The following is a 19,242-nucleotide window of genomic DNA, read 5'->3' on the forward strand; positions in this document are numbered from 1 at the left end:
AGTAGTTTGTCGATTACTCAAGGATTGTAGCCCAGCCGTGCCCGAGCCGATGTCCACCGCTTCCTCCAACCTTCCCCCGGGTCTGCCGCCGAGTCTGCCCCCGAATCTGCCCCAAGTCCTGCCGCAGTACGCGGAGCTGTTCTGCCTCTCGAACTTCTCCTTCCTGCAGGGCGCCTCGCACGCGGAGGAACTGGTGATGCGCGCGGTGCAGCTCGGCTACTCGGCCCTGGCCCTGACCGACGAATGCTCGCTGTCGGGCGTGGTGCGCGCCCATGGCGAGGCGAAGAAGGCCGGCCTGCCGCTGGTGATCGGCGCCCACTTCCACCTGAAGGAGCGCGACGGCAGCCCGGCCCTGTCCCTGATCCTGCTGGCCCAGAACCGCAACGGCTACGGCAACCTGTCCGAGCTGATCACCCTCGGACGCATGCGCGCCGACAAGGGCGAGTACTTCCTCACCCCGGAAGACCTGGCCGAACCGGGCGGCGACTACGCCCACCTCAAGCACATGCCGGACTGCCTGGCGATCCTGCTGCCCGCCTATCCAGGTCACGAGGCCCGGGACCTCGACCGCCTGCACCGCCAGGCCGCCTGGATGGCGACCACCTTCCCGGGGCGCGCCTGGCTCGGCCTGGTGCTGCTGCACCGCGCCTTCGACGAAGCCCACCGCGCCACGGTGGAGGAGGTGGGCTGGCAGCACGGCTTGCCGATCACGGCCCTCGGCCACGTGGTGATGCACGTGCGCTCGCGCAAGCCGTTGCAGGACACGCTCACCGCCACCCGCCTCGGCAAGCCGGTGGCCGACTGCGGCTACGGCCTGGCCCAGAACGCCGAGCAGCACCTGCGCGCGCGCCTGCGCCTGGCCAACATCTACAGCCGCGAGGCGCTCGAAGAGACGGTGCGCATCGCGCGCCTGTGCACCTTCTCGCTGGACGAGCTGCGCTACGAATACCCGGACGAGGTGGTGCCGGCCGGGCACGACGCCAGCAGCTACCTGCGCCAGGAAACCTATATCGGCGCGCACCGGCGCTTCCGCGACGGCATCCCGGCCAAGGTGCAGGCAAAGATCGAGCACGAACTGGGCCTGATCGCCGAGATGAAGTACGAGCACTACTTCCTCACGGTGTACGACATCGTGCGTTTCGCGCGCTCGCAGCACATCCTGTGCCAGGGGCGGGGCTCGGCCGCCAACTCGGCGGTGTGCTACTGCCTCGGCATCACCGAGGTCGACCCGGCGCGCGCCAGCCTGCTGTTCGAGCGCTTCATCTCGAAGGAGCGCAACGAGCCGCCCGACATCGACGTCGACTTCGAGCACCAGCGGCGCGAAGAGGTGATCCAGTACATCTACGGCAAGTACGGGCGCCGGCGCGCGGCCCTCGCGGCGGTGGTGATCAGCTACCGGCCCAAGAGCGCGCTGCGCGACAGCGGGCGCGCGCTCGGCATCGACCTGGCCATCGTCGAGAAGGTGGCCAAGACCCATCACTGGTTCGACAGCCGGGCCGACCTGGTCGGGCGCCTGGCCGAGTGCGGGCTGGACCCGGAAGCGCCGCTGTCGCAGCAATGGGCCACCCTGGCCGAGCAGCTGCTGAACTTCCCGCGCCACCTGTCCCAGCACCCGGGCGGCTTCGTGATCGCCCAGGGCAAGCTGTCGCGCCTGGTGCCGATCGAGAACGCCGCCATGGCCGAGCGCAGCGTGATCCAGTGGGACAAGAACGACCTCGAGGAACTGGGCCTGATGAAGGTCGACGTGCTCGCCCTGGGCATGCTGTCGATGCTGCGGCGCGGCCTGGAACTGGTGGGCCAGCGCCACGGCAATGTGTTCGAGATGCAGGACATCCCGGCCGACGACGTGGCCACCTACGACATGATCTGCGCCGCCGACACGGTGGGCGTGTTCCAGATCGAGTCGCGCGCCCAGATGAGCATGCTGCCGCGCATGCAGCCGCGCGAGTTCTACGACCTGGTGATCGAGGTGGCGGTGGTGCGGCCCGGCCCGATCCAGGGCGGCATGGTCCATCCCTACCTGCGCCGCCGCCAGGGCATCGACCCGGTGCACTACCCGAGCCCCGAGATGAAGGTGGCGCTGGAGCGCACCCTGGGCGTGCCGATCTTCCAGGAGCAGGTGATGCAGGTGGCGATCCTGGGCGCCGGCTTCACGCCGGGCGAGGCGGACCAGCTGCGGCGCGCGATGGCGGCCTGGAAGCGCAAGGGCGGCCTGGACAAGTACTACGACCGCATCGTCAACGGCATGCTGGAGCGCGGGTATGACCTAGCCTTCGCCGAATCGATCTTCAGCCAGATCCAGGGCTTCGGCGAATACGGCTTTCCCGAGTCGCACGCGGCCAGCTTCGCGCTGCTGGCCTATGCCAGCTCCTGGCTCAAGTGCCACGAGCCGGCGGCCTTCCTGTGCGCGCTGCTCAACAGCCAGCCGATGGGCTTCTACAGCCCCTCGCAACTGGTGCAGGACGCGCGCCGCCACGGCATCGAGGTGCGGCCGGTGGACGTGGCGATCAGCGGCTGGGATTCGAGCCTGGAGGAGTACGACCCGGTCGACCGCGCGCGCCAGCCGGCGGTGCGCCTGGGGCTGTCGCTGCAGCGCGGCTTGAGCCGCGAGGTGGCCGAGCGCATCGAGGACGCGCGCGCGATCCGTCCCTTCGAGAGCGTGGCCGACCTGGCGCGGCGCGCGCGCCTGGACCGGAGCGACCTGCAAGTGCTGGCGGCGTCCAATGCGCTGCGCTCGCTGGCCGGGCACCGGCGCGAGGCCTTGTGGGCGGCGGTGGGGGCGGCGCCGGACCGCGACCTGCTGCGTCCGACCACGGTGCAGGAAGAGACGCCGCGGCTGGCGGCGCCCTCGGAAGGGGAGGAGATCGTGGGCGATTACCGGTCCCAGGGCCTGACCCTGGGGCGGCATCCGCTAGCGCTGCTGCGCGCCCAGCTGCTGGCCAAGCGCTTCGTGCCGGCATCGAGCCTGATGGACTACCAGAACGGCCAGCTGGCGCGCGCCTGCGGCATCGTCACCGTGCGCCAGCGGCCGGGGACCGCCAAGGGCGTGCTGTTCATGACGCTGGAGGACGAGACCGGGAACGTCAACGTGATCGTGTGGCCGTCCCTGGTGGAACAGCAGCGGCGCGAGGTGCTCAATGCGCCGCTGCTGGGGGTGTACGGGGTGTGGCAGAAGGAAGGGGAGGTGCGGCACCTGGTGGCCAAGCGGCTGGTGGACATGTCGCACATGCTGGGGAGGCTGCAGGCGCCGAGCAGGGATTTTTGTTGAGTGAGGTGTTGGGTGCGGTGTTGGGTGAGGCGTCGAGTGAGGTGTTGAGTGAGGCGTTGAGTGACGTCGTCGGACGCCCGCTCGGTCATCGGACCATCGTTGACCCCGAACCGATCGTTAGCCCAAAGACCGTCATTCCGGCGAAGGCCGGAATCCAAGTTCGTTGTGCAGCCACTGGCGTTTGACGTCCACGGCCTGCGTAAAACTTGGATTCCGGCCTTCGCCGGAATGACGGTTTTGCGGATAACGGAAGTTGTGAGGCTGATGGTCTGGCAAGACCGCGTGTAGTCCTTATGCGGACGCCAACTGCAGGCGCGAAGAGCCCGCGCGCTGCGCGCCGGCCGGCTGCCTGCCCTGCATCCCGCTCGCCAGCTGGAACACCGACAAGGCCTGCGCCACGCTCTCCGCCTGCTGCGCCAGGGTCGCCGCCGCGGCCGCGGCCTCCTCGACCAGCGCCGCATTCTGCTGCGTGATCGCATCCAGTTGCCCCACCGCCCCGTTGACCTGGGCGATCCCGCCCGACTGCTCGCGGGTCGAGGTCGAGATCTCCATCATCACCTGCTTGACCTGGTCCACCGCCTCCGCCACCTCGGCGATCGCGACGCCGGCAGCGCCGGTCAGGCGGGTGCCGCTGTCCACGTTCGCGATCGAGGCGTCGATCAGGGCCTTGATCTCGCGCGCCGCGGTGGCGCTGCGCTGCGCCAGGCCGCGCACCTCGCCCGCCACCACCGCGAAACCGCGCCCCTGCTCGCCGGCGCGCGCCGCTTCGACCGCGGCGTTCAGGGCCAGCAGGTTGGTCTGGAAGGCGATGCCGTCGATCATGCCGACGATGTCCAGCACCTTGTGCGCCGACTGGCTGATCGCGCTCATGGTGCTCACCATCTCGCCCACGGTGGCGCGGCCCTGCACCGCCTTCTCGGCCGCCAGCGCCGCCAAGGTGCTGGCCGAGATCGCGTTCTCGGCGCTCTGCGCCACGTTGTGGTTCAGCTGCTCCATGCTGGCCGCGGTCTCTTCCAGGCTCGAGGCCTGGGATTCGGTGCGGCTCGACAAGTCCATGTTGCCGGCGGCGATCTCGCCGGTGGCGTGGCGGATCTCGCCGAAGTTGGCGCGCACGTCGCCGATCACGCTGTACAAGTTGACCGCCGACTGGCGCAGGGCGCCCACCAGCTGGCCCATCTCGTCGTCGCGCTTGGTGTCGATGCGCGCGGTCAGGTCGCCGCCGGCGAAGCGGCGCGCGAAACGGGTGGCGACGGCCAGCGGCGCCAGCACGTTGCGATGCAGGCTGGCCCACAGCGCGGCCAGCACGGTCAAACTGACGCCCAGCGACAGCACGGTCCACGCCGGCAGTTCGCTGCGCACGGCTTCGCACAGCATCGCCGTGAGCAGGATCGCCATGGTGCCGGCGGCGCCGTTGACCTGGGCGCGCAGCGGAATCCGGCCCAGCATGCCGCCGACTCCCGCCAGGCCGCGCCGCTCGACACGGCCGTTGCGCAGCAGGAGCTTGCGCGGATTGCCGGCCTTGAATTCGGCGTACAGGCTGGACGCGGCAGCCACCTGCTCGCGGCTCGGCCTGGTGCGCACCGACATGTAGCCCACCGCCTCGCCGTTCTCGATCACCGGCGTCACGTTCGCATGCACCCAGTAGAAGTCGCCGTTCTTGCAACGGTTCTTGACCATGCCGTTCCAGGGACGCCCGGCGCGGATCGATTGCCACATGTCGGCGAAGGCCTCGACCGGCATGTCCGGATGGCGCACGATGTTCTGCGGCGCGCCGATCAGTTCTTCTTCGGTGAAGCCGCTGACCTCGATGAAATACGGATTGGCGTACTTGATGTTGCCCTTGAGGTCAGTGGTGCTGACGATGGTCTTGCCTTCGGCAAGCGGGTATTCGTTCCCGGTGACGGGGGTGTTCATGCGCATGGCGCGCTCCTGTTTGAAGAAGAGGATTGAGCAGCATGGGCGGGGGAAGGGACCACGGGGAGGTGGCCGGCAAGAAGCGGCCAGGGCGCCCGGACGGACGCGGGAACCGGGGATGGGGGTTCGTGTTCAGTATAACGATTTGTTGCGCCGCGTAAAGTGTCGCGGCGCGCGCCTATGCAAAAAAACCACGACTTTCGCTCAGTCGAGGCCGAGCCACTTCCGGTAGGACTGGTAGTGATGGATCACGAAGCCGCCGTAGGCCGGCATCGCGCCTACCTTGCGCGCCGTGATCCCCAGCTCGCGCTCCATGTCGGCTTCGCGCAGGTGGTGGAAGGAGACCTTCTTGAGCGCGTTGGGCAGGGTCTCGACCCCGATCATGACTTTGCGGCCGATGCGGTTGGCATACTCCAGTTCGTCCATCGCATGGCTGATGATGCCGTCGCCGCCTTCGGCGCGGTCGCGGTAGTCCATCAGGGCCACGTAGTCGTACAGGTCCTGCACGTGCTGGCTGACCGGCTTGCGCTTGCCTTGCCAGTCGATCTCGATACCGTCGAACCAGAAGGGAATGGCCGGCCCCATCGGCAGGCTCTGGCCCGACTTGCGCTTGAGGCGCACCAGCGCGTCCGACATCTCGATGAACTCGGCCAGCAGGCCCATCTTGCGGCTGGCCCATTCGTCGAGGATGTGGGGCTCGATGTCGAGGTTGATGCCGTCGAAGCGTTCTTCCGGCGCCGCGCCCTTGTTGTAGTCGAGCACGCGCTGGAGCATGGCTTCGGCCTGGGCGCGGTGGCGCGGCAGCACGTAGCGCTCGGTGCGCAGGTAGGCCGAGCCGAGCAGGGCGTAGACCTGGATGCCGGCCGCATGCATGCGCCGGATCAGGGCGCGGTAGCGCTGCGGCTCGGCGGTGATCAGGTTGCGTCCCTCGAAGGCGTCGGCGTACAGGTAGACGGTGTCGATGCGCTTGGACTGGAGGAAGGCGATGCCCTGGCGCGCGGCGGCCTCGCCGAGCAGCATGGCGTAGGACTCCTCTTCCCAGGTCCAGATCGCGCGCGGGCCGGCGCGCTCGGTGGCGGCGGATGAGGCGGATGCGGCGGCAGGGGCTGCAGGGACGACAGGGGCGTCGGGGGCGACAGCGACGATCGCCTCGAACGCGGTGGCGGGCGCGGTCGCGCAGGCCAGGGCCAGCAGCAGGGCGCAGGCAAGCGCTTTCACAGTTTCAGCTCCACATGGTACTGGCCGACGCCGATCGAACGCCCGGTCTCGGGGTGCGAGGGCAGGACCGACAGGTAATAGGTGCCTTTCGGGACTTTCGACAGGTCGGGCCGCAGCGTCACCCTGGCCGACTTGCCCGGCGCCAGCGACAGCGCCTCGCCGGTCACCTCGCCCAGCTCGACGCCATGCTCGTTGCTGATCACCAGCAGCGGCGCGAACTCGCGCGAGCGCATGCTGGCATGGTTGGTGAAAGTCGCTTCGATGGTCAGCCGGCCGGTGCCGGGACGCGGGCGCACGCCCGAGACGCCGACCTCGCCGGCCTCCGACACCAGCGGCACGCTGCGCAGGCTGCGCTCACCGCCGTAGGCCGCCAGCGCGCCGCCGGCCGGCGACAGTTCGCGCGCCTTGCCGGCGATGGCGTTGGCGCGCACGAAGGCGCCGAACTGCGCCTGGGCCCGCGCCAGCGCGCCGGCGTCGTCCGCACGGTCCGTATTCAGGCCGTCCGAGAGCGAATACAGATGGCCCTGCGCCAGATAGACCGAGCCCGAGACGAAATCGCTCATCTCGGTCTTGGTCTGCTTGAGCGGGATCGCGTGCAGGTTGCGGAAAGAAGGTTCCAGGTCCAGGCCGCTGCCCACCCAGCTCACCTGGGCCGGCGACTTCAGGCCGTGGTGGTTGCTCAGGTAGGCCAGCAGCGAGGGCGCGATGTCGAACTGCGAGGACACCGACTTGATCGACTGCGCCTTGGCCAGCAGCGGCGAGACCACGATCAGCGGCACGTGGTAGCGCTCGATGCGGGTGTCCATCGGCAGCTCCGGCAGGCGGTGGTCGCCGGTGATCACGAAGATGGTGTTGTCGTAGCCCGGCAGCGACCTGGCCTTGTCGAAGAACAGGCGCAGCGCGTCGTCGGCGTACAGGATGCTGGCGAAGATGTCGCGCTGGCGCTCGTGCACCGGCTGCGCCGGCAGCTTCAGGGCGGCCAGGCGCTCGTCCACGCGCCGCAGCCAGGCGTCCTGGCCGGGGAAGGTGAAGGGGCTGTGCATGCTGGTGGTCTGGATGATGCTGACGAAGGGCCCGCCGGCGTCCTTCGCTTCGCGCTCGGCGGCCAGTTCCATCAGGTCGCGGTCGGCGTAGCCCCAGTCGTTGCTGCGCTTGTGCGGCGCGCCGAAGTCCTTCTGGCTGACGATGCTGTCCACGCCCTGGCGGCGCAGGAAGGCGCCTTCGTTGTCGAACTCCACGTCCGAACCGGTGTAGAACTTGAGGCGGTAGCCCTGGGCCTTGAGGATGCTGAGCAGGGAGTCGTGGCGCGGCATGCGCTCGCCCAGCGCCGCCAGGCCGTTCTCGCCGAAGGGCAGGGAGCCGAACACGGTTGGCAGCACGCCGAAGGTGCGGCCCTGGCCCGCCAGGAAGTTTTCGAAGTACAGGCCTTGCCCGGCCAGCTCGTCCAGGAAGGGCGTGAAGCTGCCCAGGCGCGCGCCGGGACCGGAGAAACTGCGACCGAGACCCTCGACGATGATGAACACCAGGTTGGGCGGGGCGCCGTTGGCGGCCTTGAACAGCGGTCCGAGCGTGTCGGGCGTGCGTTCCGGACGCAGGAAGGGATAGCGCGCATCCCTGCCGTCCCAGGGCGCCTGGACCGCCTGCTGCGCCTGGCCCTGCTGCGGGGCCGGGGCCGCGGCGTGGCCGCCCTGCAGCAGCGCCAAGCTGTGGCCGGTGAAATAGGCGGTCTTGTTGGTGACGAAATTCAGGTCGGCGTCGGTGCGCACCACGCGCGGCGCGAAACGGTCCGGCAGCAGGAAGAAGGCGAGCAGGCTGAGGGCCAGCGCGACCACGGGCGTGCGCAGCTGCACGCGCGGCCACCAGGGGCGGGTGGTGGAGAACAGCGTGATCCACAGCAGGGCCAGCGCCAGCGGCAGCGCGCCGCCGAGCAGCGGGTCCGGGGACCAGGCGCCGCCCAGCGTGGTGCCGATCTCGCTGCCGGAATAGGCGAACAGGTCGGCGCCGAGCAGGACGCCGGCGATCCAGTGGTATTGCACCAGGCCGGCCTGCAGGCAGAGCAGCAGGCTCCAGACCACACCCAGCAGCACCGCGCGCAGGCGGCGCGAGGGGACCAGGGCCAGGGGCAGGGCGCCGAGCAGGAACACGAAGCCGTAGCGCAGCAGCGCCAGGCTGTCGTTGCCGACGCCGGCGCCGAACAGGGTCGACTGCGGCACGCCGGCGGCGCCGGCGTGGATGCCTTCGGCGGCGCGCAGCACCAGCCAGGCCAGCATCAGGGCCGGGAGCGATTCGAAGGCGCAGGCCAGCGCGCCGCCCAGCCGCTGCAGCCAGGCCGGGGCGCGCGTTTCCTTCGGCGCGGCGACCGGGCTTACCATCGGCGGTACAACGCGAACGTGACGCTGCGTTCGCGTGCCTCGCTGCCGTCGCGCGAGAAGCCGGCGCCGATGCGGCCACCCCAGTCGCGCGTGAAGTAATGCACCAGGCTGGCGCTGCCGCCGCCCGAGCGCACCCGCCCGCCGGCCAGCGAGAGCGGGTCGTCGCTGCGGCCGCGGTTGGCCGCGAGCTCGATGTAGCTGTCGGCGTCGCCCTTGTAGTAGTAGCGGCCGAGCAGGCGGTCGCCGGTGCTGTGCGAGCCTTCGGACACGATGTTCTGGTGGCGCAGCTGGAAGTACCAGTTGCCGGTGTACTTGGCCAGCCCGACGCCGTAGATGTTGACGCGGCCGTCGAAGCCCAGCACGTCGTCGCTGAGCGAGACTTCCCAGCCGCTGCCCAGCGACTGGTACAGCTCGATGCGTCCGGAATTGGCCGGGAACAGGCGCGCCGCCGGGGCGCGCTGGTAGCGCAGGTTGGCGTAGGCGCCCGGCCACAGCGTGACGTAGGCGTCCAGGGCCCAGGCGTGGCCGGTCTGCTCGAAGCGGTGCGCGCGCAGGGTCTCGAAGCCGAGCGAACCGCGCGCGAAGTAGCGGCGCACGCTCACGGTCTGCTCGTTCCAGCGCGGCCGCTCGCCGACCTCGGTCCAGGTCGAGGAGATGCCGGCGGCCCAGGTGTAGCCGTCGGCGATGGCGGCGTCCGGCGCGCCGGGGCGGGGCTGCATGGCGGCCAGCATGGCGTCGATCTCGGCGCCGTCGCCGCCCAGGCTGCGTGCGCGCGCAAGCTCGGCGCGCGCATCGGCGGTGCGCCCGAGGGCGCGCGCGGCCCGCGCCCGCGCGAGGATGGGGGCCGGATCGTTGGGCTGCAGCGCGGCCAGGCGCGCGTAGGCGTCCAGGGCCTGCTGCGGGCGGTCGCTCCACTGGTACAGGTTGCCCAGCGCCGACCACACGTCGGCGTAGGTGGGCGAGGCCTTGGCGGCGGCGCTCAGGTCGGCCTCTGCCTCGTCGTAGCGCTCCAGCCGGGTGAGGGCGATGCCGCGCCCCAGCAGCACGTCGACGTTGCCGGGCGAGCGCGCCAGCAACGCGTCGTAGGCGGCCACGGCCAGGGCCGGCTGGCCATTGTTGGCGAGATTGCGCGCTTTCTCGTACTGCTCGTCGAAAGAGGGACTGGCGGCGGGAGGCTGGACTTGGGCGGGTGGCTGTTGGTAGTCGACGAACATGAAAAGAGCGGAGGTGGGCCATGCTGCATGGCAATACGCCGCACTCTGCCCGAGGGCATTCTTAGCGTCAAGAAAACACGCTCCCTGCATAGCAAGGTGTCGCGCGGAACCCTCAAACGAATGCTATCCTGTCCAGAGACTTGACAGCCTGCCTATCCCGCGTGAAAGACGGTCGCGAAAGGCCTGCGACATGATGTCCATATTGACAAGTTTGCCAAAGCGTGGCGCAATCCCGTCCTGCCGGACGCGTGGCCGGACGTTGACAGGAACAGGAGCGAGATGAGCAGATCCAGCGGTGGCAAGGTGAGGGGAACGGGGCGGACCACCCTCGAACAGGTGGCGGCCCTGGCCGGCGTGTCGATCATGACGGCCTCGCGCGCCCTAAGCCAGCCGCAGCTCGTGTCGGAAGCGACCCGGGCCAAGGTGGAGAAGGCGGTCGACGAGCTCGGCTACGTGCCCAACCGCGCCGCGCGCGCCCTGGCCTCGGCCCAGTCGCACGTGATCGTGGTGCTGGTGCCCTCGCTCACCAACGCGGTGTTTCCGGCGGTGCTGGAAGGCATCCACGACGCGGTCGGTCCCAGCCGCTACCAGCTCCTGATCGGTAACACCCATTACTCCGACGCCGAGGAAGAAAAGCTGCTGCGCATCTACCTGCAGTCGAACCCGGACGGCATCCTGCTCAGCAGCCTCTCGCACAGCGCGCCGGTGGCGCAGATGCTGGCCGCCTCGCGCGTGCCGGTGGTCTCGATGATGGACCTGGCGGACGACCCGCAGCAGCTCTCGGTCGGTTTTTCCCAGCTCGACGCCGGCGTCGAGATGACGCGCCACCTGATCCGCCGCGGCTACAAGCGCATCGGCTTCATCGGCGCCCAGCTCGACGAGCGTACCCTGCGCCGCGCCGATGGCTACCGCCAGGCGATGCGCGAGGCCGGGCTGGCCGACCCGCGCCTCGAGATCATGGTGCCCAATCCCTCCAACATCGCGCTCGGCGCCGAGCTGATGGCCCAGATGATGGCCACCGCGCCCGATTGCGACGCCGTGTTCTGCTGTAACGACGACCTCGCCCACGGCGCCATCTACCACTGCCAGCGCAAGGGCATCCGCATTCCCCAGGACGTGGCCGTGTGCGGCTTCAACGACTTGCCGGCCTCGGCCTGGATGATGCCTTCGCTGACCACGATCGACACCCCGCGCTACCGGATCGGCTACGAGGCCGCCAACCTGCTGCTGCAGCTCATCGCCGGCAAGGAGCCCGAGCAGCGCCGCATCGACCTCGGCTTCACGCTGCGCCAGCGCGAGAGCGCCTGAGCGTCCCGTCTCCCGCCCCGCGCGCGCCCCTCGCTCGAGGGGGGCGCAGGGGTTCCAGTTGTGACAAGGTATTTCCCGTGCCAGTCTTGTGGAGATACCAACTCGACCATACCTAGGCGATGTCCGGCCCGGAATCGGCAGGCCCGCGGCCCCGGCGGCGGCGCGCCGATGCGGGAACGAAACCTGGCTTGTGCTATCCGAGGCTTTACAAGCGCCGCGTAGCCACGTATGCTGCACGGCATTGTTAGCGCTATCATGAGTGAGATGGAAACGAAGAACATGGGTGTCGCCTGGGTCGTGATGGGCGTGTGCGGTTGCGGCAAGAGTGCGCTGGGCTCGCAGCTGGCGGCCCGGCTGGGCCTTCCCTTCATCGAGGGCGACGATTTCCACTCGGAGGAGAACGTGGACAAGATGCGCGCCGGCATCCCGCTCACCGATACCGACCGCGCAGGCTGGCTGCGCGCGCTGCGCGCCGAGCTGGCGGCGGCGGGGGAGAAGGGCATCGTGCTGTCCTGTTCGGCGCTCAAGCGGGCCTACCGCGACGTGCTGCGCGGGGAGGGCGGTCACGGTCCGCAAGTGCGCTTCGTGCACCTGGACGGCGAGCGCGCACTGCTCGATGCGCGCGTGCGCGCGCGGCCCGGACACTATATGCCGGCCTCGCTGCTCGACAGCCAGCTCCAGACGCTCGAACGCCTGCAGCCGGACGAGGCCGGGATGACCCTCGACATCCGAGCGCCCCTCGACGAACTGCTCGCGCAGGTGCTGGCCCGCGCCGAGGCGTGACAGCGTCGGCTGGACACATTGCCGTGTTTCGACGCCCCTGTCAACGAAATCGGCGCGGTGTGGATGTTTCAAAACAACTATCGTATTTTCCCCGACATTGTTGTTGACGATGCTACAGGCCGCGCCTAGCATCACCCGACGCTGAGCCCGCTTCGCCTATCCGGCGGGGCAAGCCAGCGCACACCGCGTTGGATATCACACCACCAGATTCGGGGACATACATGAAACGTCACAGCACCGCTCTTCCGCTTTCCGCAATTGCCGCCGTCTGCTCGGCCGCCGTCCTGGGCCTGGCGTCCAGCGCCGCCAGCGCAGCGCCGCCCGCCCGTTACGTCGTCGGCTTCAAGGCCGGCGCCGACAACGACGCCAACGCGGCGGTGCTGCGTGCGCGCGGCCACGTCAAGCGCAAGCTCCGCGGCATGAACGCGATGTCGGTGGAGCTGCCGTCCGACCAGGTCGCGGCGCTGCGCGCCGACAAGAACGTGGCCTACGTCGAGATCGATCCGCCGCGCTACCTGCCGTCGATGGAAATGAAAGCCGATTATTCGGCGTCGACCGAACTGAGCGCCGCCGCCAATCCGGCCTCGGGCAAGAGCTATTACCTGGGCCAGACCATCCCCTACGGCATCACCATGACCCAGGCCGACCAGCTGCCCAACGGCGGCTCCAAGGCCGGCAACCGCAAGATCTGCATCATCGACTCGGGCTACGACCGCAATCACGAGGACCTGAACGACAACGGCGTGGTCACCGGCGAATACGACCCGGGCACCGGCTGGTGGCATACCGACGAGAACGGCCACGGCACCCACGTGGCCGGCACCATCGCCGCGCTCAACAACAACGGCGTGGGCGTGGTCGGCGTGATCCCGGTGCGCCAGCTCAAGCTGCACATCGTCAAGGTCTTCGGCGCCGACGGCTGGGCCTACTCGTCCGAACTGGCCGACGCCGCCAACCGCTGCGCCGACGCCGGCGCCAACATCATCAGCATGTCGCTGAGCGGTCCGGAGCCGAGCGCCACCGAGCAGGCGGTGTTCGACGCGCTGGCCGCCAAGGGCATCCTGTCCTTTGCCGCCTCCAGCAACGCCGGCACCACCGCGCCGCGCTGGCCGGCGGGCTACGACAGCGTGGTCTCGGTGGGCGCGCTCGACAGCAGCAAGAACTGGGCGAGCTTCTCCAACTACAACCCGAAGGTCGAGCTGTCCGGACCGGGCGTGCGGGTGCTCTCGACCGTGCCGATGGGCACGGCGCTGGTGTCCTCGCTGAGCGTGGGCGCTTCGAACTACGAGGTGGGTTCGGTGACCGGCTCGCCGCACGGGACCGTGACGGCGCCGCTGGCCGACTTCGGTTTCGGCGGCGCGGTGAACCCGGCCATGGCCGGCAAGGTCTGCCTGATCCAGCGCGGCGCCGGGCTGCCCTTCGGCACCAAGGTCGCCAACTGCGAAGCCTCGGGCGGCGTGGGCGCGGTCCTGTACAACAACGTTCCGGGCAGCCTGAACCCGACCCTGGGCACCACCGTCACCAACATCCCGTCGGTGGCGGCCTCGCAGGCCGAAGGCCAGGCCATGCTGGCCCAGCTGGGCCAGTCGGCCACGGTGTCGGTCAAGGTCGGCAACTACGCCTACTTCGACGGCACCTCGATGGCCACCCCGCACGTGTCGGCGGTGGCAGCCCTGGTGTGGAGCTACTTCCCGAAGTGCAGCGCGGCGCAGATCCGCAGCACGCTGGCCAAGTCGGCGGAAGACCTGGGTGACCCGGGTCGCGACGTCAAGTTCGGCTACGGCCTGGTGCGCGCACGCGCGGCCTACGACCGCATCGCGCAGATGGGTTGCAACAACTGATCGCGTGATCGCAGGAGGCATGCGCCGCCCGGCGCATGCCGTGGGGCCCGTCGCTGGACTGGACGGGCCCTTGTCTCGACTGGACGTCGTGATGGCGTCCTCATTCGTCCCGCTTGCCGGTTCGGGCATGACGGGGACGGTTCGACCGGGACTAATGACGCCAGACAGGGAATGCCAACGCAAAGCCCAGGGATTCGAGCCGGTCCATCAGGGCGTTCACCGCGTCGCTGTCCACTGAGGCCGGAACGTCGACGGCAAACAGGTCGAACCTGGGGAAACCCTCCACACGCAGTCCCAGGCTGGACAGCTCATGGGCATGGTCATCGAATTTCAGGCCGGCTCGCTCGATGATCCAGGCCAGCGAATGGCCCGAAGGCTCGACGACGACGAAGTCGAAGATGCATCCGTTGACCGGATCGGGTTCCGCAGTAAATTTATCGCCGAGCGCCAGGCACTGGATGAAAAAGGGCGCGTTGTGCAGCTCGTACACGGATCCCGTTTTTTCGCACCAGACGTGTTCGGTCGCGACAGGCGGCCAGTCCCCGTCGATGTCGAGTGCGAAGGCAATTTTTTCCATTCGGCTCCCCGGGCGTCGATATGCGCCTTATGCCTCGCGCGGGGCTGGGGCTGCGTCGGCATCGGCGCGGCAGTTCTCGAGGGACGGATTGTCCACCTCGACCGGGCCATACCATTCGCGCACGCCGGCCAGGCCGCCGGTGCGCAGGATCCAAGCTTTTCTCGAGACCGGATCGGCAAGCACCGTGTGCTGGAAGGCGTCGCTGATCCAGGGGGCAGGTTTGAGCCGTATCCGGACAAAGTGCCGACCATCTGCGGGAACCGGTTCCTCGGCGGCGGGGATCGCGGTGGTGAAACCGAGCGCGCTGATGCCGTAGCGCTTGCTGAGCGCCTCGGTCAGCGGGCAGGCCGACGCAGCGCCGGCGAGGAGCAGGGTGGACAGCATGGCGGCGAGCTGCTTCATCGTGCCTGCTCCGCTTGCGAGGATGCCCGGATCGGCCTCAGTCCAGCGCCCGCGAACGGGGCGCCAGCAAGACCAGGCCGAACCAGCCGACGAAGGTAAAGACCTGCTGGAAGCCGAACAGGCACAGGAAATAGACCAGCCATTGGGGTGCGCCCTCGGGTTCTCCGATGCCGGCCCCGCGCAGGAGCCAGATCGTGCAGACGATGCTCAGCACAAACACCGGCATGGCGAACCACCACTTCCGTTCCAGCTTGGATTTCATCGGTCTCTTCCAGTTCAATGTTGTGCCGAGCCTAGCATATCGCCAGCGGCGAATACTCGCACAAACTCACAAAGCGGGCGGTCAATTCCCCCCATCGAGGATGGGGGACGGCGCGCGATGCAGGCACTAGACTGTGCGCCTTCTCCATCTCTTTGTTGCCGGCAGCCGCCATCGCGCCGCTGCCTCAGGACCGACCCATGAAATTTATCAAGCTCCTTCTTCTCATGCTGACCGGCGGCTGCCTGTCGCTCGACAGCCAGGCCCAGTCCTTCGGCGACTTCCTCAAGAACTCGGCGGTGGAGGCGGCGCGAAGCGCCGTGGCCGGCAACGTGAACCGCGCGGTGACGGCGACGGTCGACAAGGCTTTCAAGGGCGGCGCCGAGGCCACGGCTTCCGACGCGGCCCAGCCGGCTGGCGCCGATACTGCCGCGGCGCCGGCTGCCGTATCGGCGCCAGCGGCGGCCGCCAAGCTTGCGGTGCCGCCGGGTTGCCTGCGCATGCGCGGCGCCAGCCTGGTGCTGGGCCCCAAGCCTGATTCCTTCGAGCACGCCATCCTGTGGCCGGAAAATGCCCATTGCCCGGTTGGTGGCTTCACCCATTTCGAGTTCAAGGCGGCGCAGGAAGCCAAGCATGCCTTCCGCAAGGCCAGCGAGGTGCGCTGCAATGACTGCGAAGGCGGCTATTACCCGGATGCCTGGGGCGGCCGTTCGCTGATCAAGAAGGGCGATTACGCGACCGAATTCCCCAAGCTGCTGGTCAGCCTCAAGCAGGGCGAGAGCGTCGGATGGAAGGGCAACAAATACCACGTGTCGATCACCGCACTGGGCGCACAGCCCATCGGCGAGACACCCTGCAAGCAGTTCCGCTATCAGCTCAAGGATGGCGGAAAACAGGTGGCCGAGTACATCGGGATGTTCTGCGAATACACCCGGCCGTATTCCAGCAAAGCGACCTGGAACGAGGTCGTGTAAGGCAAGCGCAGCGCCGCCGCTCCAGCCCCTGTGCCACACTGGATGCTCCAATTCGCATGGCGGCAAAGGAGCATAGCATGGCAACCGATCAGCAAAACGAGCAGCAAAACCAGCAGCAGAATCAGCAGCAGAACCAGCAGCAGAACCAGCAGCAGAGCCAGCAGCAAGCTCAGCAGCAAGCACCGCAGCAGGGGCAGCAGCAACAGGGCGAGCAGGCCCGCAGCCAGCAGCAAGCGCCCGCGCGCAAGCCTGGCGAGGTCGATGGCCTTGCCGACAAGAAGCCCGAGGAACTCACGCCCGACGAGCTGCGCCTGATGGCCGATACCATGCCGGGCGAGGGCCCAGGCGACTGACAGCCGGCCGCTGTAACCGGAGCGGCCCCGGGAACGAATAGGAAGCTGTGATCCACGCATGCACAGCTTCCGATGACACTTCGACTTCCATTTTCCGCGCGCCTGATCCCTGCGCTGCTGGCTGCCGCTGGCGGTGCGGCCGCCGCCTCCGAACTGGACTGTGAGGTCGCCAGCGGCCCCGCGACCGCCGCCCTGGTCGAGCTCTACACCAGCGAAGGCTGCTCCAGCTGTCCGCCGGCGGACCGGCAGCTGCGCGACTTGCGCCAGCAGCTTCCCGCCGATGCGCGGGTGGTCCCGGTCGGCCTGCACGTTACCTACTGGGACGCGATCGGTTGGCGCGACCCATTCGCACAGGCGCGTTTCGACGAGCGGCAGCGAGCGCTGCTCGCCCAGGGCCGCTGGAAGGTGGCGTACACGCCGCAGTTCTTCGTCGATGGCCGCGAGCTCCGCGACTGGCGCGCCGGCCTGGTGCAAACGATCCAGCGCGTGAACGCCCGGCCGGCGCTGGCGGCGATCGATCTGCATGTCAGCGCTCCGACGCGGGCCGGCCTCCCGCATCTGCGCCTCGAAGTCAGCGCGCGGGTGGCGGCCCCGCGCGGCGGCGAAGCCCTGTTCGTCGCGCTGACCGAGAGCGGTCTCGCATCCCGGGTGGCGCGCGGCGAGAACGCCGGGGTCACCCTGCGGCATGACGACACCGCGCGCCTGTGGCTGGGGCCGATCGCGCTGCACAGCGCGACCGCGCGCTTGACGCACGAGCTCGCGCTGCCCGCGCAATGGCGTCCCGACCGCCTGCGCGCGCTCGCCTTCGTCCAGGACGCCGACGCCCGCATCTTGCAGGCGCTCGACACCAGTTCCTGCGCCGGCGCGCAGGCCGGGAGGCGCCAATGAGCCGCCCCGGCACCATCCACCCTCTCTGGCTTCGGGTCACGCACTGGCTCAATGCGCTGGCCGTCGTGCTCCTGATCGCCAGCGGCTGGCGGATCTACAACGCCACCCAGTTCTTCGGCTTCGCGATCCCGCCCTCGATCACGCTCGGAGGCTGGCTGGGCGGCGCCATCGCCTGGCACTTCGCCGCCATGTGGCTGCTGCTTGTCAACGGCGCCATTTACCTCGTGCTGAACCTGGTGACGGGCCGCCTGGCGCGTCGCTTCCTGCCGGTGCGGCCGCGCGAGCTGCTGCGCGATCTCGGCGCCGCCTTGCGCGGCCGCCTTTCCCATGCCGACCCTGCGCGCTACAACAGCGTGCAGCGCCTCGCCTACCTGTTTGTGATGGCGGACTGCATCGTCCTCGTGCTGTCCGGGCTGGTGCTGTGGAAGTCGGTCCAGTTTCCCCTGCTGCGCGAACTGCTTGGCGGCTACGAGGGCGCGCGCCGCGTGCACTTCGTCGCCATGGCGGCGCTGTGCGGCTTCATCGTGCTGCACCTGCTGATGGTTGCGCTGGTGCCGCGCACCCTGCTGTCCATGCTCAGGGGCCGCTGATATTCGTCGACGAGGATGCCATGAACCCGATCAAACCCCGTAAGATCGTCGTGCCCGCCCAGGCCGGAACGATGCTGTCCGACGCGATACGCCGCGTACCCGATGCCGGCCGCCGCGTCTTCCTGCAACGCAGTTTGAGCCTGGGCGGCCTGGCCTTGCTCACCGGGTGCACACCGGACACCGAGGAGAGCATCGAGCGCGCGTTGCAACTGGTCTCGCGCTTTAACGACCGCGTCCAGGCGGCGCTGTTCGACCCTGCCAGGCTGGCGCCGATCTACCCGGAGAGCATGATCACCCGGCCATTTCCATTCAACGCCTACTACGGCGAGGACGAGGTGCGCGTGGTCGACGGCGGGTCCTGGCGCCTCGAGCTGGCCGGGCTGGTGGGCGACCGCCGTCCCTGGACGCTGGCGCAGCTGCGCGCCCTGCCGCAACAGGATCAGGTTACGCGTCACATCTGCGTCGAGGGCTGGAGCGCGATCGGCAAGTGGGGCGGCGTGCCTTTCTCGCATTTCCTGCGCCTGGTCGGGGCCGACCTGGGCGCCAGGTACGTGGGCTTCCACTGTGCCGACGACTATTTCACCAGCATCGACATGGCGACCGCCCTGCACCCGCAGACCCTGATGGCCCTGAGCTACGACGGCGAGGTCTTGCCGCCGCGCTACGGTTATCCGATGAAGCTGCGCATTCCGACCAAGCTCGGATACAAGAATCCGAAGCATATCCAGGCCATCTTCGTGACCAACACCTATCCAGGCGGCTATTGGGAAAACCAAGGCTATAACTGGTTTGGCGGTAGTTAGGCGCCAGGCGCCCGCAGTACCACGCAGTTCCATCAACCCACCAAGGAAATCACCATGAAAACAATCACTGCCCTGATTCTCGCACTCGCATTCGCCGGCGCCGCTCACGCGCAGGATGGCATGAAACACGACGCCATGAAAAAGGATGCGATGAGCAAGGACGCCATGAGTAAGGACCACATGAAAAAGGACGCCATGAAGAAGGACGCCATGTCCAAGGACGGCATGGCCAAGGGAGGCATGGCCAGGGACGGCATGGCCAAGGAAGGCATGGCCAAGGACGGCATGGCCAAGGACGGCATGGCCAAGAATGGCATGGGCAAGGAGGCCATGAAGCAATAATGGTCCGGGCAGGGCCTGCCGGTCCTGCCATTCGACCCGGCGGCGGCCTCGGAAAGAACAGGGGCGCTGCCGGGTCCGCTACCTAGGCCATGCGTCGGAATCATCGTCGGCAGGCTCGATGCTCTCGCGCCGATCT

At 68.5% G+C, this 19,242-nt stretch carries 17 protein-coding genes; 10 read left to right on the forward strand and 7 right to left on the reverse strand.

Annotated elements, in window-relative coordinates:
* Window positions 1-49: 49 nt before the first annotated feature.
* Window positions 50-3,268: an error-prone DNA polymerase gene (locus tag B0920_RS19670; protein ID WP_229455785.1), complete on the forward strand. Its 3,219-nt coding sequence runs from the start codon at window positions 50-52 to the stop codon at window positions 3,266-3,268.
* 291 nt (window positions 3,269-3,559) lie between these two features.
* On the opposite strand, the gene B0920_RS19675 is transcribed toward B0920_RS19670, so the two are convergent.
* From B0920_RS19675 to B0920_RS19690, 4 genes are all read right to left on the reverse strand, one after another.
* Complete coding sequence (locus tag B0920_RS19675) at window positions 3,560-5,188, reverse strand: PAS domain-containing methyl-accepting chemotaxis protein (RefSeq protein ID WP_078034324.1); 1,629 nt, start codon at window positions 5,186-5,188, stop codon at window positions 3,560-3,562.
* Window positions 5,189-5,386: 198 nt separating this feature from the next.
* Window positions 5,387-6,400, reverse strand: coding sequence for a hypothetical protein (locus B0920_RS19680; RefSeq protein WP_179119232.1), 1,014 nt, complete (start codon window positions 6,398-6,400; stop codon window positions 5,387-5,389).
* A complete protein-coding gene (locus B0920_RS19685; RefSeq protein WP_078034325.1) occupies window positions 6,397-8,772 on the reverse strand; it encodes an LTA synthase family protein in 2,376 nt (791 codons plus the stop codon). Before B0920_RS19685 ends, B0920_RS19680 begins: the two co-directional genes overlap by 4 nt.
* The gene (locus tag B0920_RS19690; protein ID WP_179119233.1) at window positions 8,766-9,986 is read right to left on the reverse strand and encodes a YaiO family outer membrane beta-barrel protein; all 1,221 of its coding nucleotides are present in this window, start codon (window positions 9,984-9,986) and stop codon (window positions 8,766-8,768) included. Before B0920_RS19690 ends, B0920_RS19685 begins: the two co-directional genes overlap by 7 nt.
* A 279-nt stretch (window positions 9,987-10,265) precedes the next feature.
* Here B0920_RS19690 and B0920_RS19695 point away from each other — a divergent pair, with 279 nt between their 5' ends.
* From B0920_RS19695 to B0920_RS19705, 3 genes are all read left to right on the forward strand, one after another.
* A complete protein-coding gene (locus tag B0920_RS19695; RefSeq protein WP_078034327.1) occupies window positions 10,266-11,294 on the forward strand; it encodes a LacI family DNA-binding transcriptional regulator in 1,029 nt (342 codons plus the stop codon).
* 264 nt (window positions 11,295-11,558) lie between these two features.
* A complete protein-coding gene (locus B0920_RS19700) occupies window positions 11,559-12,077 on the forward strand; it encodes a gluconokinase (protein ID WP_078034328.1) in 519 nt (172 codons plus the stop codon).
* A gap of 221 nt (window positions 12,078-12,298) precedes the next feature.
* Window positions 12,299-13,918 carry a S8 family serine peptidase gene (locus tag B0920_RS19705; protein ID WP_078034329.1) on the forward strand — a complete coding sequence of 540 codons (1,620 nt, stop codon included), beginning with the start codon at window positions 12,299-12,301 and terminating at the stop codon, window positions 13,916-13,918.
* 151 nt (window positions 13,919-14,069) lie between these two features.
* On the opposite strand, the gene B0920_RS19710 is transcribed toward B0920_RS19705, so the two are convergent.
* The 3 genes from B0920_RS19710 to B0920_RS19720 are packed head-to-tail and all read right to left on the reverse strand — an operon-like array spanning window position 14,070 to window position 15,159.
* Complete coding sequence (locus B0920_RS19710) at window positions 14,070-14,495, reverse strand: DUF4265 domain-containing protein (protein WP_078034330.1); 426 nt, start codon at window positions 14,493-14,495, stop codon at window positions 14,070-14,072.
* 27 nt (window positions 14,496-14,522) lie between these two features.
* Window positions 14,523-14,897 carry a hypothetical protein gene (locus B0920_RS19715; protein WP_078034331.1) on the reverse strand — a complete coding sequence of 125 codons (375 nt, stop codon included), beginning with the start codon at window positions 14,895-14,897 and terminating at the stop codon, window positions 14,523-14,525.
* A 37-nt stretch (window positions 14,898-14,934) separates the two neighbouring features.
* Window positions 14,935-15,159, reverse strand: a complete 225-nt coding sequence (locus B0920_RS19720) for a hypothetical protein (RefSeq protein ID WP_078034332.1) — start codon at window positions 15,157-15,159, stop codon at window positions 14,935-14,937.
* A gap of 197 nt (window positions 15,160-15,356) precedes the next feature.
* Here B0920_RS19720 and B0920_RS19725 point away from each other — a divergent pair, with 197 nt between their 5' ends.
* From B0920_RS19725 to B0920_RS19750, 6 genes are all read left to right on the forward strand, one after another.
* Window positions 15,357-16,130, forward strand: coding sequence for a hypothetical protein (locus B0920_RS19725; protein ID WP_143745839.1), 774 nt, complete (start codon window positions 15,357-15,359; stop codon window positions 16,128-16,130).
* Window positions 16,131-16,207: 77 nt separating this feature from the next.
* Window positions 16,208-16,483: a hypothetical protein gene (locus B0920_RS19730; RefSeq protein ID WP_078034334.1), complete on the forward strand. Its 276-nt coding sequence runs from the start codon at window positions 16,208-16,210 to the stop codon at window positions 16,481-16,483.
* A gap of 72 nt (window positions 16,484-16,555) precedes the next feature.
* Window positions 16,556-17,371, forward strand: coding sequence for a DUF1223 domain-containing protein (locus tag B0920_RS19735; protein ID WP_078034335.1), 816 nt, complete (start codon window positions 16,556-16,558; stop codon window positions 17,369-17,371).
* A complete protein-coding gene (locus tag B0920_RS19740) occupies window positions 17,368-17,961 on the forward strand; it encodes a cytochrome b/b6 domain-containing protein (protein ID WP_078034336.1) in 594 nt (197 codons plus the stop codon). The genes B0920_RS19735 and B0920_RS19740 overlap by 4 nt, the downstream gene beginning before the upstream one ends.
* A gap of 71 nt (window positions 17,962-18,032) precedes the next feature.
* Window positions 18,033-18,764, forward strand: a complete 732-nt coding sequence (locus tag B0920_RS19745) for a molybdopterin-dependent oxidoreductase (protein WP_229455826.1) — start codon at window positions 18,033-18,035, stop codon at window positions 18,762-18,764.
* 54 nt (window positions 18,765-18,818) lie between these two features.
* Window positions 18,819-19,106, forward strand: a complete 288-nt coding sequence (locus B0920_RS19750; RefSeq protein ID WP_143745841.1) for a pentapeptide MXKDX repeat protein — start codon at window positions 18,819-18,821, stop codon at window positions 19,104-19,106.
* Window positions 19,107-19,242: the final 136 nt, after the last annotated feature.

This window comes from Massilia sp. KIM, assembly GCF_002007115.1.
Lineage (GTDB): Bacteria > Pseudomonadota > Gammaproteobacteria > Burkholderiales > Burkholderiaceae_D > Telluria.